Annotated in this window: 11 protein-coding genes and 3 rRNA genes; 6 read left to right on the forward strand and 8 right to left on the reverse strand. The window is 65.7% G+C overall.

Annotated features, from left to right (window positions below):
- Positions 1 to 28: 28 nt before the first annotated feature.
- The 3 genes from ACQPWZ_RS16975 to ACQPWZ_RS16985 all read right to left on the reverse strand — a co-directional run bounded on the left by ACQPWZ_RS16975 (position 29) and on the right by ACQPWZ_RS16985 (position 3,052).
- Entirely contained in the window at positions 29 to 766 is a 738-nt protein-coding gene (locus tag ACQPWZ_RS16975) for a phosphatase PAP2 family protein (protein WP_405570870.1), read from the reverse strand.
- 243 nt (positions 767 to 1,009) lie between these two features.
- The gene (locus ACQPWZ_RS16980) at positions 1,010 to 2,023 is read right to left on the reverse strand and encodes a bifunctional lytic transglycosylase/C40 family peptidase (RefSeq protein ID WP_356706736.1); all 1,014 of its coding nucleotides are present in this window, start codon (positions 2,021 to 2,023) and stop codon (positions 1,010 to 1,012) included.
- A gap of 207 nt (positions 2,024 to 2,230) precedes the next feature.
- Entirely contained in the window at positions 2,231 to 3,052 is an 822-nt protein-coding gene (locus ACQPWZ_RS16985) for an SAM-dependent methyltransferase (protein ID WP_340473914.1), read from the reverse strand.
- Positions 3,053 to 3,509: 457 nt separating this feature from the next.
- Between ACQPWZ_RS16985 and ACQPWZ_RS16990 the strand changes: the two genes are divergently transcribed.
- The 6 genes from ACQPWZ_RS16990 (at position 3,510) to ACQPWZ_RS17015 (ending at position 10,728) form a co-directional block, all read left to right on the forward strand.
- Positions 3,510 to 3,818, forward strand: a complete 309-nt coding sequence (locus ACQPWZ_RS16990; RefSeq protein ID WP_313945505.1) for a hypothetical protein — start codon at positions 3,510 to 3,512, stop codon at positions 3,816 to 3,818.
- Positions 3,819 to 3,975: 157 nt separating this feature from the next.
- Complete coding sequence (locus ACQPWZ_RS16995) at positions 3,976 to 4,830, forward strand: hypothetical protein (protein WP_433571758.1); 855 nt, start codon at positions 3,976 to 3,978, stop codon at positions 4,828 to 4,830.
- Positions 4,820 to 6,160 (forward strand): hypothetical protein, encoded by a 1,341-nt coding sequence (locus ACQPWZ_RS17000; protein WP_433571759.1) that lies wholly within the window; start codon positions 4,820 to 4,822, stop codon positions 6,158 to 6,160. Before ACQPWZ_RS16995 ends, ACQPWZ_RS17000 begins: the two co-directional genes overlap by 11 nt.
- The gene (locus ACQPWZ_RS17005; protein ID WP_340473917.1) at positions 6,157 to 7,716 is read left to right on the forward strand and encodes an SCO6880 family protein; all 1,560 of its coding nucleotides are present in this window, start codon (positions 6,157 to 6,159) and stop codon (positions 7,714 to 7,716) included. The genes ACQPWZ_RS17000 and ACQPWZ_RS17005 overlap by 4 nt, the downstream gene beginning before the upstream one ends.
- Before the next feature lie 11 nt (positions 7,717 to 7,727).
- The gene (locus ACQPWZ_RS17010; RefSeq protein ID WP_340473918.1) at positions 7,728 to 9,140 is read left to right on the forward strand and encodes an ATP-binding protein; all 1,413 of its coding nucleotides are present in this window, start codon (positions 7,728 to 7,730) and stop codon (positions 9,138 to 9,140) included.
- Position 9,141: 1 nt separating this feature from the next.
- A complete protein-coding gene (locus ACQPWZ_RS17015; RefSeq protein WP_433571760.1) occupies positions 9,142 to 10,728 on the forward strand; it encodes a type VI secretion protein in 1,587 nt (528 codons plus the stop codon).
- 17 nt (positions 10,729 to 10,745) lie between these two features.
- Here the strand turns inward: ACQPWZ_RS17015 and ACQPWZ_RS17020 are convergent, their stop codons facing one another.
- The 5 genes from ACQPWZ_RS17020 to ACQPWZ_RS17040 all read right to left on the reverse strand — a co-directional run bounded on the left by ACQPWZ_RS17020 (position 10,746) and on the right by ACQPWZ_RS17040 (position 17,814).
- Entirely contained in the window at positions 10,746 to 11,294 is a 549-nt protein-coding gene (locus ACQPWZ_RS17020) for a GNAT family N-acetyltransferase (RefSeq protein WP_433571761.1), read from the reverse strand.
- Between the two features lie 132 nt (positions 11,295 to 11,426).
- Positions 11,427 to 11,543, reverse strand: a 5S ribosomal RNA gene (rrf, locus tag ACQPWZ_RS17025).
- A gap of 88 nt (positions 11,544 to 11,631) precedes the next feature.
- Positions 11,632 to 14,755, reverse strand: a 23S ribosomal RNA gene (locus ACQPWZ_RS17030).
- Between the two features lie 306 nt (positions 14,756 to 15,061).
- Positions 15,062 to 16,587: ribosomal RNA gene (locus tag ACQPWZ_RS17035) — 16S ribosomal RNA — on the reverse strand.
- Together the 16S, 23S and 5S rRNA genes form the textbook arrangement of a ribosomal RNA operon.
- 651 nt (positions 16,588 to 17,238) lie before the next feature.
- Entirely contained in the window at positions 17,239 to 17,814 is a 576-nt protein-coding gene (locus ACQPWZ_RS17040; protein ID WP_313945498.1) for a MarR family winged helix-turn-helix transcriptional regulator, read from the reverse strand.
- Between the last annotated feature and the right edge of the window lie 139 nt (positions 17,815 to 17,953).

The raw sequence follows: 17,953 nt of genomic DNA on the forward strand, positions 1-17,953 counted from the left end.
CGCCAGGGCCTGCGGCGCACGGCCCCGGTCAGGCAGCCAGGTCGTTCCGGCCCGCGCCCTCGGTCAGAGGATCGTGGATGCCCAGCGGCTCGGGACGGTCCGCCTGGGCGGGCACCCGCTTCGAGCGCACGAGCCGTCCGGCCCGGCCGGAGCCCGCGACCGCCGACACCACCGGGGTCAGCAGGGCCAGCGCGAGCGGGGCGAGGAGCAGGGTGACCGCCGTGCCGAGCGCGAAACCGCCGATGACGTCGGTCGGGTAGTGCACGCCCATGTACACCCGGCAGAAGCCCTCGGCGAGGGCGAGACCGATCGCGGCCCAGCCGAACTTGCGGTGCGCGATGAACAGCCCCGCACCGATCGCCATCGCCATCGTGGCGTGGTCGCTGACGAACGAGTAGTCGGTCTTCCCGGAGACGAGGACCTCGATGCCCTGGTGGTCCAGGAACGGCCGCGGTCTCTCCACGAACCCGCGGATCGGGATGTTGATCAGCAGCGCGATGCCCGCGGCGAGCGGCGCCCACACCAGCGCGACGACACCCGACACCGAGTCCTCGGTGGTACCGCGCCGGCGCACGCTCCACCAGCACCAGAGCGCCACGGCCACCATCGCCAGCAGGATGCCCCACTCGCCGACGAACTCCATCACGCGGTCGAACCAGTGGGGTGCGTCCTTGGCCAGGCCGTTGATGTCGTAGAGCAGGCTGACATCAGGGCTCGATCCGCCCCTTGACTCCGTCAGGGGGAACCCCATTGCGAGTCCAGCCATCTGCTGCGGCCCCTTGCCTTGTGCCTGCCGCGGTGCACGGGTGCACCGCTTGTACCAACCCCCGTGGTCAGTGTGGTGTCTGCTGCATGGTCAGTGCCGCTGTCACTGTCCAGGGAACGGCACGTTCCCCGGCTACGTTCCACTCTCCACCGAACGATCACCATGACGTTATCGAAGAGAGACACATCGCTGCAGCTCAGGGCCTTGGCCTAACGGAGAGTTCCGGCCATTCGCGACGCCCCGTCAGGCCGCCGGAGCCACCGTGGGGAGTGCTTTTGCGCCATCCTCGGTGACCCTCGTGGCGCCGAAGTAGTCCGGGGTGTCGATCTTGTCGAAGCGGATCACCGCGCCGGTGTAGGGCGCATTGATCATGTATCCGCCGCCGACGTACAGCCCTACGTGCCGAATGGCGCGCGAATTGGTCAGGTCGTCCGAGAAGAAGACGAGGTCCCCCGGCAGCAGCTCGTCGCGCGACGGATGCGGCCCGGCGTTGTACTGGTCGTTGGCCACCCGCGGCAGCTCGATCTTCACCGTGCGGTACGCGGCCTGCGTGAGCCCGGAGCAGTCGAAGCGTCCGCCCTGCTCAGGGGTGCCGTTGCCGCCCCACAGGTACTTCGTGCCGAGCCTCTGCTGCGCGAAATGGATCGCCCCGGCGGCCTGCCGCGACGGCTCGACACGGCCGACCGGCCGGGCGAAGCTCTTCTCCAGGGTGCGGATGATCTTCACGTAGTTCTGCGTCTCGCGGTACGGCGGCACCCCGCCGTGCTTGATGACCGCGTACGCGCCGGCGTTGTAGGCGGCGAGCATGTTGTCGGTCGCGTCGCCCGGCGCCTTCTTCACATATCCAGCCAACTCGCAGTCGTACGTCGCAGCAGACGGAATCGCGTCGGCCGGATCCCACACATCGCGGTCCCCGTCCTTGTCCCCGTCGACGCCGTGCGCCGCCCAGGTGCCGGGGATGAACTGCGCGATGCCCTGCGCGGTGGCCGGGCTCTGCGCCTTCGGGTTCCAGCCGCTCTCCTGGTAGAGCTGGGCGGCGAGCAGCGCGGGATTGATGGCCGGGCAGAGATTGCCCCACCTCTGCACGAGCGGCTGGTAGCGCGCGGGCACGGCCCCCTTGGCCAGGGCGACGGCGCCGTTCCTGCCGTCGATCCCGAGGAGACCGGAGGCGGCGGAGTACGTACCGACGACGAGCAGGCCGACGAACCCCAGGCACACCACGACGGACGCGCCCGCGACCAGCCACGCCTTACGCACCGTCAACCACCCTTCACCCCATGGCAGTAGGCCCTGCGCCAGTGTAGGTGGGCAGGGCCGGAATCAGACGGCAGAGAAGAGGGCGGGGCGGGAAGCGTACGCAGGAATGGCGCGACCGCGACGTCCGCGCCGCGCCACCGGCCCCGGCTTCCGTTCCCCGCCGCGGAACCGGACCTACGGCTTCCGTTCCCTGCCGCCGAACCCGGCCTACGGCTTGCGCGCCACGCCACCGAACATCGCGACCTCTTCCGGCTCCGGCCGGCCCTCGGGGACCTCCACGCGCCAGCGGGAGCAGGAGACCACGCCCGGAGGGAGCAGTTCGAGGCCGTCGAAGTAGCTCTCGACCTCCCGCGGGGTGCGCTGGGTGAGGCGGGGGGTGCCGTGCTCGTTCCAGAAGGCGACCGCGGCGTCCACGTCCGGCATCGACGGGCTGGTGATCGTGTGCGACAGCACGAGGTGACTGCCGGAGGGCAGCGCGTCCATCAGCCGGCGGACGACCGCGTACGACTCCTCGTGGTCCTCGACAAAGATGACCACGCCCAGCAGCATCAGTGCCACGGGCTGCTTGAAGTCGAGCGTCTCCGAGGCACGCTCCAGGATGGCGTCGACATCGCGCAGATCGGCGTCGAGGTAGTCCGTACGGCCCTGAGGAGTGCTGGTCAGCAGCGCGCGGGCGTGCGCGAGGACCAGCGGGTCGTTGTCCACATAGACGATCCGCGATTCGGGCGCGACGCCCTGTGCGACCTCATGGGTGTTGTCCGCGCTGGGCAGCCCGGTACCGACGTCGAGGAACTGCCGGATCCCGAGATCCGCCACCAGATGGTGGACGGCCCGCCCCAGAAACTGACGGTCGGCCAGGGCATAGTCCCCGATGCCGGGGTGAATGCCCCGGATCTGGTCCCCGGCCTCACGGTCCACGGGGTAGTTGTCCTTGCCGCCGAGCCAGTAGTTCCAGATCCTGGCGGTGTGAGGGCGCGAGGTGTCGATCCGGTCGCGTACGTGCTCGTTTTCGGTCACGGGCCACAACATATCCAACTCGGCCCCTCGGGAGGGAGGTTGATGCGCAGATGGGAGACGTTTCTGCACCCTCGGCGGGCCCGGCCGCGGGCGTGGCTCCGGGCACGGCCGTGGGCACGCCTCCGGCGAGGAACCTCCCCGGCCGGCGGACCGTCATATGTCACAGCGGACGCACCCGTTCGCCCGGCACCCGCCGATCGACTGTCCGGAACGCCCCAAAGGTGCCACAACGACAGTCATTGCCCGGAGTCACGCACCGTGATACACAGAGTGACGGTACGGGCTCCTCTCTGTGAACAGGTCGGCACCGCCGCAGGTCAGGGCGGTGGGATCGGTCATACGTGCGGAGATCGGGTAAAGAGACCCGCCAAGTCGGCATACGCGGGCGGTTTCATCAGCGAAGATAGAGCGATGGCCCATGCCGAGGGGCATGGGCAGCGAACAACCCGACAGGGGCGGTGAGTTACACATGATCCTGGCAGCCGAAAAGGGCGACATCACCACCATCATCGGCGGAATCGCCCCGAACTGGGGGCCTTTCGGGAGCCTGGGCAATGAAGCCCGAATCATGATCGAGGTCGTGATGGCGGTGGCCATCCTGCTCTGCCTCGGTATCGCGATCTGGGGCGCCGCGAAGCAGCGCATCGGAGCGACCGCGCTGCGCGACACCTTCAGCGCGGAACAGGGCAAGGGCCTGATCGTCGCCGGCCTGACCGGCGTCTTCATCATCGGGTCACTGGGGACCCTGTTCACCATCGTGTACGGGATGGCCGTCTGACCGACCCGTCGGCCCCTCCGTCCCCTTCCCGCGTGCCCGGCCCACCCAGAGGTTGCGTCTCCCTGATGTCGAGTCACCACACCGCGCCCGCGCGGAAAGCAGCACGGCTACCGTCGTACTACGCGGTTCTGCACCCGGTCGAGGGGAAGTGCGCGACATGAGCCTGGGGGACGACCACGGCTTCGGCGGTGACGCGAGCAGCCGGGTGGACGACGGCTTCCGCGGTACGGGCCAGACCCGTACGCGCCTGCCCGGCACGGACACGGACGTCTACGGCGGCGCCCGCCGCCCGGTCCGCAACTCCCGCTCGCTCATCACGGTGGTGGGCGTCGTGGTGCTGCTGATCGCGGCGATCGCCTTCGCCAACCAGGGCGGCGGCGACGAGGACCGCGCCGGCGAAACCCCGAAGGGCCCGGAATCGGCCCCGACGGCGGCGACGGGCGTGAAGCCGGTACAGGGCAAGGTGGGGGGAATCCCGACGGGGTACGGGAGGAACGAGCAGGGGGCACAGAGCGCTGCTGCCAACTACGCGGTGGCACTGGGTTCTGACGGCATGTTCAACAAGGGCCGTCGAAGCCAGATCGTGGACACCGTCTACACCCCCGACGTGGCCGCAGCCCGCCGCGGCGACCTGGACAAGGTCTACTCCGACCCCAAGTTCCTCAGCAGCATCGGCCTGAAGCCTGATGGCTCCGCCCCGACAGGGATGACCTTCATCACGCGCTTCAATCCCGTGGGGTCGAAGGTCGAGTCGTTCAGCCCGGACTCCGCCAGCATCTCGGTCTGGTACTCCTCGCTGTTCGGTCTGGCCGGCGACGGCTCCACGAACCCGGTGACGGAGGCTTGGTACACCAACACCTTCGCACTCAAGTGGGTCAACGGGGACTGGAAGATCACCGACTTCACCCAGAAGGACGGACCGGTACCGGTCGGCCGTGACCAGGTCGCGTCTGGAGCCAAGGAAATGGCCGACGCCGTGCAGCAGTTCGGAGGGTTCACGTATGCCCGCTAGCCGCCGTCGTGTTCTGACGATCACAGCCGCTGTGACGGGTGTCCAGACCGCCGCAGTCCTGCTCGCGACCCGTGCGTTCGCGGCGCCTACGCCCACGCCGTCACCCAGCAGCACCAACGATCCCTGCGACCTCATCCGCGGTCCCGCACGCGACTACTGCGACCGGGGCGGCGGCGCACCCCGTTCCGGGCCCACCCCCCAAGACCCCACCGACGCCCTCGACCCCCTCTCCTCCCTCGCCCGCGGCTGCGCCGACGCCGCCGTCTGGACCGTCGACACCCTCTCCAAGGCCGTGAAGTCCACCGCCACCGTCGACTTCACCAACACCGCCTTCCTCTCCCAGTACGCCGTCGTCTTCGCCGCCGCCACCATCCTCACGCTCCTCCTGTGGCTCCTCGCCGTCGCCAAGCGGGCCATCCGCGGCGTGCCCCTCATGACCGCCATCTCCGAAGCCATCGGCTTCCTCTGGCTCACGGTCCTCGCCTCCGCCTTCACCCCGCTGATCCTCTACACCCTCGTCTCCGCCACCGACGGCGTCACCGAGGTCATCGCGGGCGGTACCAGCGGGCAGACCGACATGTTCTTCGGGAACTTCTCCGCCGCCCTCAAGAAGGGCACCGACATCGGAGGCGGGCCGATCATGCTGATCGTCGTCTCCCTCGTCACCGTGCTGGCCGCCGGAATCCTCTACCTCGAGCTGTTCATCCGCGCCGTCCTCCTCTACGTCGGTGCCCTCCTCGGCGTCGTCGTCTACGCGGGACTCGTCGACAAGAACATGTGGGGCCACGTACGCCGCTGGGCCGGCATCATGATCGCGATCATCCTGATCAAGCCGGTCATCGTGATCGTCCTCGGCCTCGCCGGTGCCCTCTCCGCCGACCAGGGCCCCGACTCCTTCTCCGCCGTCGTCTCCGGACTCGCGATCATCCTGCTCGCGATCTTCGCCTCGGCGATGATCTACCGTTTCGTTCCCGGCTTCGGCGACGAGATCGTCGCCTCCCGCAACAACCGCTTCCAGAGCGGCGCGGAGAACGCCGCCGCCGCCGTCATCAGCTCCCCCGCCGCCCTCGTCTCCCAGGGCATCAAGACCCACAGCACCCGCGGCAACCCCCGCGGCGGCGAGAACAGCGGCGGAGGAGGCGGCGGGGCAGCCCGGCCGTCCAACCCCATGGGCGGCGGCGTCGCCGCCCACAGCAGCCGCACCTCCGGGAGCGGCGGCGGAAATGTCCCCTCCGCCGCACCCCCGCCCCGCAGCGCCCGCCCCAGTAACAGTCCCACCAGCGGCACCCCGCACAGCAACCGCAAGAGCACAGGAGGTGGAGGGCGTTGACGACTCAGTCCCATCCCATCGCGCCCCGCCGTACGTATCTGATCGGCCGGGCCCGGCCGAACGCGATCGTCGGCAAGAACCGCGAGACCGGCGAGATCGCCCTGATCATCGCCGGCGCGTTCCTCGGCATGATGTGCGGGCTGCTCGTCCCCGTTCTGTCCGTGCGCATCGTTCTGCTGATGGGCTTCCCGCTGCTGGCGCTCGCCGCGGTCTACGTGCCGTACAAGCACCGCACGTTCTACAAGTGGTTCGAGGTCAACCGCAGCTTCAAGCGCACCCTGCGCAACGGCACCGTCTACCGCTCCACCTCCGTCGAGGCCGGCACCCGTCTCGACGGCCGTGAGGTCGAGGTCGGCCCGCCCCCGGGCATCGGCCGGATCAACTGGCTCGCCGCCCCCTTCGGCCCCGACGAGATCGCCGTACTGCTGCACGCCGACCGCCGTACCGTCACCGCCGCCATCGAGATCGAGGGACCCGGTGTCGGACTGCGCGACAGCGAGGACCAGGAGGCCCTCGTCGACCGCTTCGGCACGCTGCTCAAGCATGTGGCCAACGGCGACGGCTTTGTGACGCGCCTTCAGATGCTGGCCCGTACGCTCCCCGCCGACCCCGACGCCCACGCCAAGGACGTCGCCCAGCGCGGCGACCAGAAGACCCCCGGCTGGCTGCGCGACTCCTACGACCAGCTCCAGTCGATGGTGTCCACCTCCAGCGAGCAGCACCGCGCCTACCTCGTCGCCTGCATGCACTACACGCGGGAACTGGCCGCCGAGGCCCACGCCATGGCGCGTGCCACCCGCCACGCCTCCGGTGCCAAGTCCCGCAAGCTCGACAAGGACGCGGGTCTCGCGGTCGTCATGGCGCGTGAACTCACCGACATCTGCGCCCGCCTCGCCGAGGCCGACATCCGCGTCCGCCAGCCGCTCGGCCAGGGCCGGCTCGCCTCCCTCGTGCACTCGATGTACGACCCGGACCACCCCATCGACCACATCCAGGCGATGACGAAGCGGAACGCCTGGCCGGCCGAGCTCGACGCCATGCAGCCCACCTTCCTCCAGGCCAAGACCCGCGAGTCCTCCACCCGCGCGCCCTGGTGCCACTCCACCGCGTGGGTGAAGGAGTGGCCGATGACTCCTGTCGGCGTCAACTTCCTGGCGCCGCTGCTCGTCCACACCCCCGACGTGATCCGCACGGTCGCGGTCACCATGGATCTGGAACCCACCGAGGTCGCCATCGAGCGGATGCTCACCGAGAAGACGAACGACGAGGCCGACGCCAGCAGGGCCGCCAAGATGAACCGCACGGTCGACCCGCGCGACATCGCCGCACACGGCCGACTCGACCAGCGGGGTGAAGATCTCGCCAGCGGTGCGGCAGGGGTCAACCTTGTCGGGTACATCACTGTGTCGTCGCGTTCGCCCGAGGCCCTGGCCAGAGACAAGCGGACGATCAGGGCCTCGGCCGGCAAGTCGTATCTCAAGCTGGAGTGGTGCGACCGCGAGCACCACCGGGCCTTTGTGAACACCTTGCCGTTCGCGACCGGCATCCGCCGATAGGGGCCCGAGTGATGCGAGATCCGCTGTCCGTCCTCACCGATGCCTTCACCGCCTTCCTGTTCGGGAAGGTGGAGACGACCCGACTGCCCGTCCGTACCTCGACCGGGCAGGCGCAGGCCGTCTATCTGCCGACCGCGGCGCCGGGCCTCGGTGACTCGGGCGTGATCATCGGCCGTGAGGTCTACAGCGGCAAGGGCTACATCTACGACCCCTTCCAGCTCTACGGCCAGCAGCTCCCCGCCCCGCACTGGCTGGTCCTCGGCGAGTCCGGCAACGGCAAGTCGGCACTGGAGAAGACCTACGTCCTGCGCCAGCTCCGCTTCCGCGACCGGCAGGTCGTCGTCCTGGACGCCCAGGGTGAGGACGGCGTCGGCGAATGGAACCTCGTCGCGCAGGAGCTGGGTATAACTCCCATCCGGCTCGACCCGATGACGGCACTCGACGGCGGCATCCGTCTCAACCCGCTGGACCCCGCGATCACCTCGACGGGCCAGCTGGCGCTGCTGCGCACGATCATCGAGGTCGCGATGGGCCACGGCCTGGACGAGCGCTCCGGCTTCGCGCTCAAGGTCGCCCACGCCTACGTGAACGAGTCCATCACCGACCGCCAGCCCGTACTGACCGACATCGTCGACCAGTTGCGCCACCCGGAGGCGGAGTCGGCGGAGTCGATGAACGTCGACATAGACGATGTACGGGCCTGGGGCCTGGACGTCGCACTGGTGCTGGACCGGCTGGTCGACGGTGACCTGCGCGGCATGTTCGACGGCCCGACGACCGTCGGCATCGACCTCGACGCGCCGCTGATCGTCTTCGACCTCTCCCACATCGACCGCAACTCCATCGCCATGCCGATCCTGATGGCGATCGTGGGCGTGTGGCTGGAGCACACCTGGATCCGCCCGGACCGCAAGAAGCGCATCTTCCTGGTGGAGGAGGCGTGGCACATCATCAACAGCCCGTTCGTGGCGCAGCTGTTCCAGCGGCTGCTCAAGTTCGGCCGGCGTCTGGGTCTGTCGTTCGTGGCGGTGGTCCACCACCTCTCGGACGTCGTCGACGGCGCCGCGGCGCGGGAAGCGGCGGCCATCCTCAAGATGGCGTCCACCAGGACGATCTACGCCCAGAAGGCGGACGAGGCGAGAGCGACGGGCCGGGTCCTCGGCCTGCCACGCTGGGCGGTCGAGATCATCCCGACGCTGACCCCGGGTATCGCCGTCTGGGACGTCAACGGCAACGTCCAGGTGGTCAAGCACCTGGTGACCGAGGCCGAACGACCACTCGTCTTCACCGACCGCGCCATGACGGAGTCCTCGGGCCCCGCACTGCCGGAGGACGTACAGGCCGCGGAGTGGGAGGCGGAGGAGCGTGCGGCGCTGATCGAACGGCAGCAGCAGCTCGACGAGTCCGAGTCGACGGTGGCATGACATGCACGACGACCGCCAGAGCCGCCGCCGGCGGGACGAGAACGAGCGGGGCATCCCCGACGGCATGGTGCTGGGCCTGCTCGGCTTCCTGCTCGGTCTGACCGTCCTGGTCTGGACGGCGACGGGCCTGGCGGGCGTGCTGTCCCACGGCGCCTGGCCGCAGGGCGTCACCTACCAGAACACCCCTCTGGCGATGCGCTCCCTGGCCTCGGCCCCGCACGACCTCGCCGCGGCCTGGCCGTCGACCCCCGCGGCACAGCTGTCGGGCTACGGCCTGTTCTGGGGCCTGGCGATCGGCGAGCTGATGATACTGATCGTCCTGACGATCTTCGCGCTCGGTACGACGGCCCGCTGGCGCGCGGTCCGGGCGGACCGCCGCGAGGCCGTGCGTGCCGCCCGCCGCGACGACGTACGCGACGACCGGACCGGCAGCCGCATCCCGGTCGGGGACGGTCAGGAGCCCCTCCCTCGCGAAGCGCATCCGGTGAGCCCCGGTCCGTACGCCGAGCCCGCCGGCCCGGCACGCCTCCCCACCGACGCGCCCACAGCCGTGGGCCCCGGTCTTCCGGTGGAGCAGGCGACCGGCGCACGGGTCACCGACACCGCACCCCTGGCGGCACCCGACACTGGCGTCCTACCGGCTCCCGTCCCGCCGCCCCGCACCGCCGCCCCCCGGCTTCTCTACGGCGACCCCGCCACGCGCCGGCCCACCACGCTCCAGGCCGTGCTCGACGCCGCCGGGCCCGCACTCGTCGTCACGTCCGACCCCACCGTGTGGGCCGAGACCAAGGACGCCCGGGCCAAGTTGGGGCCCGTGCTCGTCTACGACCCGGGCCATCTCTGCGACACCCCCGCCCGGCTCCACTGGTCTCCCACCGCCGGCTGCGAGAACGCCGACACGGCCGCCGCGCGTGCCGTCGCCCTTCTCACGCCGGTCCGCCCGCGGGCTCTCCTCGACGCCGCCATGGCCGACACCGCCGAGACACTGCTGCGCTGCTGGCTGCACGCGGCCGCGGTGGACGGGCGCCTCTTCAAGCAGGTCCACCGCTGGGCCCAGGGCGGCGGAGCCCAGGAGGCCGTACGCGTCCTCCGCACGCACCCCAAGGCCGCCTCCGGTCTCGCCGGCCTTCTGGAGTCCGCGCTCACCGCACACCCCGAACGCCGTGAGATCGCCCAGCAGTTGGTCGCCCGGGCTCTCTCGGCCCTCTCCTCGATCCACATCCGCGAGGCATGCGCGCCCAGCCGAACCGATTCCCTCGCCCTGGAATCTTTCGCCAAGGAATCGGGAACGCTCTATCTGGTGGGTGAACCGATCGAGGATCCCCGCACCCACCCCGGAGCGATGCCCTTGCTGACGGCATTGGCGTCAGACGTGGTCGAGCACGGCCGCCGCATGGCCGCACGGTCATCCGACGGTCGGCTCGACCCACCAATGACACTCGTCCTCGACGATGTCGCCGCCGTGGCCCCGCTCCCCCGGCTCCCGGAGCTGCTGACCACCGGTCAGGCACAGGGACTGCCCACCCTGGTGCTGCTCCGCTCGGCCGAACAGGCCCGCGCCCGCTGGCCCGAGCCGCTCACGCAGTAGCCGGCCCCGCCTCCGGACTACCGCAGGACTTCGTACTCCACCTCGCGGTCCGTCTCCTCGCCCGGCACCGGCACGGTGTCGCCGGTCGGCACGAATCCGATCCGCCGGTAGAACGCAGCCGCCCGCGCGTTTCCCTCGTGCACATACAGCCGTACGCGCTTCACGGGCGGCTCCGACAGCTCCCACGACCAGTCGATCGCGGCCCGGAACAAGGCTTCCGCCACCCCCGTGCCACGGACCTCGGGCCGGACGAAGACCGCAACCAGATGCGTCTGATCGCTCTCCGCCGCCTCCCCGAAGCGCACCTCACCCGCCGGCCGCTCCACCAGCGCGGTGATGGTCCCCACCCACCGCCCGTCCGGCGCCTCCGCGATGAACTGCCGCGAACCGACTCCCTCCGCCGCATGGGCGGCACGGTCCTGCCAGAAGCTGTCCGGCCGCTGGAGGGCATGCTCGTACGACTCCAGGAACGCGAGGTGAGCGACCGGGTCCTGCAAGGCCGCGAGCCGGATCTCCTTGGCCCTGTCCCACTCCTCGGCGAGTACGGGGCGAATCACATGGTCCATACATCGCATCCTCCGTGTGCGACGGACGGACCCGCAACACGGTTTCGCGCACGCCGTTGCTGTCGGCGATCGGTCGTGAACGCAAAAATGCCTCAACCCCCGGACATGGTCCAGGGGTTGAGGCTAAAAATTGTTCGGCGGCGTCCTACTCTCCCACAGGGTCCCCCCTGCAGTACCATCGGCGCTGAAAGGCTTAGCTTCCGGGTTCGGAATGTAACCGGGCGTTTCCCTAACGCAATGACCACCGAAACACTATGAAGATATCGACCCGGAACCCACACAGACGGGGGTTCGACAGTTCGTTACTTCAGAACTAACACAGTGGACGCGAGCAACTGAGGACAAGCCCTCGGCCTATTAGTACCGGTCAACTCCACCCATTACTGGGCTTCCATATCCGGCCTATCAACCCAGTCGTCTACTGGGAGCCTTACCCTCTCAAGGAGGTGGGAATACTCATCTCGAAGCAGGCTTCCCGCTTAGATGCTTTCAGCGGTTATCCCTCCCGAACGTAGCCAACCAGCCATGCCCTTGGCAGGACAACTGGCACACCAGAGGTTCGTCCGTCCCGGTCCTCTCGTACTAGGGACAGCCCTTCTCAATATTCCTACGCGCACAGCGGATAGGGACCGAACTGTCTCACGACGTTCTAAACCCAGCTCGCGTACCGCTTTAATGGGCGAACAGCCCAACCCTTGGGACCGACTCCAGCCCCAGGATGCGACGAGCCGACATCGAGGTGCCAAACCATCCCGTCGATATGGACTCTTGGGGAAGATCAGCCTGTTATCCCCGGGGTACCTTTTATCCGTTGAGCGACGGCGCTTCCACAAGCCACCGCCGGATCACTAGTCCCGACTTTCGTCCCTGCTCGACCCGTCGGTCTCACAGTCAAGCTCCCTTGTGCACTTACACTCAACACCTGATTGCCAACCAGGCTGAGGGAACCTTTGGGCGCCTCCGTTACTTTTTGGGAGGCAACCGCCCCAGTTAAACTACCCATCAGACACTGTCCCTGATCCGGATCACGGACCCAGGTTAGACATCCAGCACGACCAGAGTGGTATTTCAACGATGACTCCACAACCACTGGCGTGGCCGCTTCACAGTCTCCCACCTATCCTACACAAGCCGAACCGAACACCAATATCAAACTGTAGTAAAGGTCCCGGGGTCTTTCCGTCCTGCTGCGCGAAACGAGCATCTTTACTCGTAGTGCAATTTCACCGGGCCTATGGTTGAGACAGTCGAGAAGTCGTTACGCCATTCGTGCAGGTCGGAACTTACCCGACAAGGAATTTCGCTACCTTAGGATGGTTATAGTTACCACCGCCGTTTACTGGCGCTTAAGTTCTCAGCTTCGCACGCCCGAAAGCGTACTAACCGGTCCCCTTAACGTTCCAGCACCGGGCAGGCGTCAGTCCGTATACATCGCCTTACGGCTTCGCACGGACCTGTGTTTTTAGTAAACAGTCGCTTCTCGCTGGTCTCTGCGGCCACCCCCAGCTCGAGGAGCAAGTCCTCTCACCAGTGATGGCCCCCCTTCTCCCGAAGTTACGGGGGCATTTTGCCGAGTTCCTTAACCATAGTTCACCCGAACGCCTCGGTATTCTCTACCTGACCACCTGAGTCGGTTTAGGGTACGGGCCGCCATGAAACTCGCTAGAGGCTTTTCTCGACAGCATAGGATCATCCACTTCACCACAATCGGCTCGGCATCAGGTCTCAGCCTCAATGTGTGACGGATTTGCCTATCACACGGCCTACACCCTTACCCCGGGACAACCACCGCCCGGGCTGGACTACCTTCCTGCGTCACCCCATCGCTTACCTACTACCACCTTGGATCGCCGGCTCCACCACTTTCCATTCCCCGAAGGGTCCGGAACGGCTTCACGGGCTTAGCATTAATGGGCTCGATATTGGGCGTTTCAAAGCGGGTACCGGAATATCAACCGGTTGTCCATCGACTACGCCTGTCGGCCTCGCCTTAGGTCCCGACTTACCCTGGGCAGATCAGCTTGACCCAGGAACCCTTAGTCAATCGGCGCACACGTTTCTCACGTGTGTATCGCTACTCATGCCTGCATTCTCACTCGTGAACCGTCCACCACTGCCTTCCGGCGCGGCTTCACCCGGCACACGACGCTCCCCTACCCATCCGTACTCCCGTTGGGGATATATGTACGAATGACACGACTTCGGCGGTACGCTTGAGCCCCGCTACATTGTCGGCGCGGAATCACTTGACCAGTGAGCTATTACGCACTCTTTCAAGGGTGGCTGCTTCTAAGCCAACCTCCTGGTTGTCTCTGCGACTCCACATCCTTTCCCACTTAGCGTACGCTTAGGGGCCTTAGTCGATGCTCTGGGCTGTTTCCCTCTCGACCATGGAGCTTATCCCCCACAGTCTCACTGCCGTGCTCTCACTTACCGGCATTCGGAGTTTGGCTAAGGTCAGTAACCCGGTAGGGCCCATCGCCTATCCAGTGCTCTACCTCCGGCAAGAAACACACGACGCTGCACCTAAATGCATTTCGGGGAGAACCAGCTATCACGGAGTTTGATTGGCCTTTCACCCCTAACCACAGGTCATCCCCCAGGTTTTCAACCCTGGTGGGTTCGGTCCTCCACGACCTCTTACAGCCGCTTCAACCTGCCCATGGCTAGATCACTCCGCTTCGGGTCTTGAGCGCGCTACTATGTCGCCCTATTCGGACTCGCTTTCGCTACGGCTTCCCCACACGGGTTAACCTCGCAACACACCGCAAACTCGCAGGCTCATTCTTCAAAAGGCACGCAGTCACGACGCAAGGAACAAGTTCCTTGCGCGACGCTCCCACGGCTTGTAGGCACACGGTTTCAGGTACTATTTCACTCCGCTCCCGCGGTACTTTTCACCATTCCCTCACGGTACTATCCGCTATCGGTCACCAGGGAATATTTAGGCTTAACGGGTGGTCCCGCCAGATTCACACGGGATTTCTCGGGCCCCGTGCTACTTGGGTGTCTCTTAAACGAGCCGCATGAATTTCAGCTACGGGGGTCTTACCCTCTACGCCGGACCTTTCGCATGTCCTTCGCCTATCCATACGGTTTCTGACTCGTCTCACCGCCGGCAGACGATGATAAAGAGATCCCACAACCCCGCATGCGCAACCCCTGCCGGGTATCACACGCATACGGTTTGGCCTCATCCGGTTTCGCTCGCCACTACTCCCGGAATCACGGTTGTTTTCTCTTCCTGAGGGTACTGAGATGTTTCACTTCCCCTCGTTCCCTCCACACTGCCTATGTGTTCAGCAGCGGGTGACAGCCCATGACGACTGCCGGGTTTCCCCATTCGGAAACCCCCGGATCAAAGCCTGGTTGACGACTCCCCGGGGACTATCGTGGCCTCCCACGTCCTTCATCGGTTCCTGGTGCCAAGGCATCCACCGTGCGCCCTTAAAAACTTGGCCACAGATGCTCGCGTCCACTGTGCAGTTCTCAAGCAACGACCAGCCACCCACCACCCCGCTGAAAACAGCGAGTTCACTGGGGCCGGCATCGCGAAGGTTCAGACAACTTTCTGTCCGCACCCTCAGATACCCAACAGCGCGCCCGGCACGACCAGCCTGGAGTCACGTTCCACACTCCGAAGAGCAGTACTAGTGATCCCTGCGGATCGTGCCGAATAGTCAACGTTCCACCCATGAGCTAACCACCGTCGAACATTTGCCGACGTAGTGGCTCTGGATCTCTTGCGAGATCTAGATGCTCCTTAGAAAGGAGGTGATCCAGCCGCACCTTCCGGTACGGCTACCTTGTTACGACTTCGTCCCAATCGCCAGTCCCACCTTCGACAGCTCCCTCCCACAAGGGGTTGGGCCACCGGCTTCGGGTGTTACCGACTTTCGTGACGTGACGGGCGGTGTGTACAAGGCCCGGGAACGTATTCACCGCAGCAATGCTGATCTGCGATTACTAGCAACTCCGACTTCATGGGGTCGAGTTGCAGACCCCAATCCGAACTGAGACCGGCTTTTTGAGATTCGCTCCGCCTCGCGGCATCGCAGCTCATTGTACCGGCCATTGTAGCACGTGTGCAGCCCAAGACATAAGGGGCATGATGACTTGACGTCGTCCCCACCTTCCTCCGAGTTGACCCCGGCAGTCTCCTGTGAGTCCCCATCACCCCGAAGGGCATGCTGGCAACACAGAACAAGGGTTGCGCTCGTTGCGGGACTTAACCCAACATCTCACGACACGAGCTGACGACAGCCATGCACCACCTGTCACCCGACCACAAGGGGGGCACCATCTCTGATGCTTTCCGGGCGATGTCAAGCCTTGGTAAGGTTCTTCGCGTTGCGTCGAATTAAGCCACATGCTCCGCTGCTTGTGCGGGCCCCCGTCAATTCCTTTGAGTTTTAGCCTTGCGGCCGTACTCCCCAGGCGGGGAACTTAATGCGTTAGCTGCGGCACCGACGACGTGGAATGTCGCCAACACCTAGTTCCCAACGTTTACGGCGTGGACTACCAGGGTATCTAATCCTGTTCGCTCCCCACGCTTTCGCTCCTCAGCGTCAGTAATGGCCCAGAGATCCGCCTTCGCCACCGGTGTTCCTCCTGATATCTGCGCATTTCACCGCTACACCAGGAATTCCGATCTCCCCTACCACACTCTAGCTAGCCCGTATCGAATGCAGACCCGGGGTTAAGCCCCGGGCTTTCACATCCGACGTGACAAGCCGCCTACGAGCTCTTTACGCCCAATAATTCCGGACAACGCTTGCGCCCTACGTATTACCGCGGCTGCTGGCACGTAGTTAGCCGGCGCTTCTTCTGCAGGTACCGTCACTTTCGCTTCTTCCCTGCTGAAAGAGGTTTACAACCCGAAGGCCGTCATCCCTCACGCGGCGTCGCTGCATCAGGCTTTCGCCCATTGTGCAATATTCCCCACTGCTGCCTCCCGTAGGAGTCTGGGCCGTGTCTCAGTCCCAGTGTGGCCGGTCGCCCTCTCAGGCCGGCTACCCGTCGTCGCCTTGGTAGGCCATCACCCCACCAACAAGCTGATAGGCCGCGGGCTCATCCTTCACCGCCGGAGCTTTCAACCCCTCCCCATGCAGGAAGGAGTGTCATCCGGTATTAGACCCCGTTTCCAGGGCTTGTCCCAGAGTGAAGGGCAGATTGCCCACGTGTTACTCACCCGTTCGCCACTAATCCACCCCGAAAGGCTTCATCGTTCGACTTGCATGTGTTAAGCACGCCGCCAGCGTTCGTCCTGAGCCAGGATCAAACTCTCCATGAATGTTTTCCCGTAATCGGGATGAACACCACAAGAGCGGAACAGTCGATCGGAATAAGACCGACTGTTCACAGCGTCCTCGCTGTGTCATTGCCTACCGATCCACAAGGGGCCGGCAGGACTTTCAAAGGAACCTCGCCATCCGAAGATGGACGGGGTATCAACATATCTGGCGTTGACTTTTGGCACGCTGTTGAGTTCTCAAGGAACGGACGCTTCCTTTGTACTCACCCTCTCGGGCTTTCCTCCGGGCGCTTCCCTTCGGTCTTGCGTTTCCGACTCTATCAGACTCTTTCGTGTCCGATTCCCCGGCCGGCGGGGCTGCTTTCCGGCCTTTCGGCTTTCCGGCGATTCCGACTCTATCAGATCCTTTCGGGCCTGATTCCCGGTCGAACTCGGGTTGTCATTCCGGCTGTTGGGCCGTTCCGACGTCCCAAACTCTAGCGGATTCCCCATCCGACTCATAATCGAGTCTTCGAAATGAATTTCGGCATGCCGAAATTCGTCCCGGTTGGGAGATCGTGTCGAGAGTTGGGTGCCGCTTGAGCGGCAGAGTGGCTGTCGGGGAACCGTTCCGGCCCCTGACAACTCGAAGAACCTTACAGACAGGTGAAGTGTGCGTCAAATCGCGCCCGGGAGGGGTCGACAGCTCGGCTAGTCCAGGTCCGTGAGCCGGCCGCCCGCGTCCGGCTGGGCGTGTTCCACCCGGCGCAGGACGCGGATCAGGAGCTCACCGAGCATGCCCCGGTCCTCCGCCGAGAGGTCCTGGAGCAGGTCCTCTTCGAAGTCCGTGGCCATGCGCATCGCCTCGAGCCACTTCGTACGGCCTTCGTCGGTCAGTTCCACGATCACGCGGACGCGGTTGTTCTCGTCCCGGTCGCGGGTGACGAGGCCTTCGCTCGCCATGCGGTCGATGCGGTGGGTCATCGCTGCCGGGGTGAGGCCGAGGCGCTTGGCCAGTTCGCCGGGGCCCATCCGGTAGGGCGCCCCCGCGAGAACCAGGCTCTTGAGGACCTCCCACTCGGCGTTGCTGATGCCGAGGGTGGCGACCTGGCGGCCGTACGCCACATTCATGCGCCGGTTGAGCCGGCCCAGTGCGGAGACGACCTTCTCGACCTGGGGGTCCAGGTCTCCGTACTCGCGCTGGTACGCGGCGATCTGCTCGTCGAGGCTCGGCTCGCCGAGTGCGGGGTCCGGCGCTGCTGGGCCTTCGGGGCTCGCGGTTGGCATGCGCCGAAGTATCCCATGGGGCGCGTTGGCATTGAAGTCCTTCACTGTGTATTGTTGAGGATCTAACTTTAGTGTTGAAGTCTTCAGGCTTCAGTCCTTCAAAACCTCGAGGTAGGTGAGTGTGACCAGGGCGATGGGC

This window comes from Streptomyces sp. CA-251247 (genome assembly GCF_050952975.1).
Lineage (GTDB): Bacteria > Actinomycetota > Actinomycetes > Streptomycetales > Streptomycetaceae > Streptomyces > Streptomyces achmelvichensis.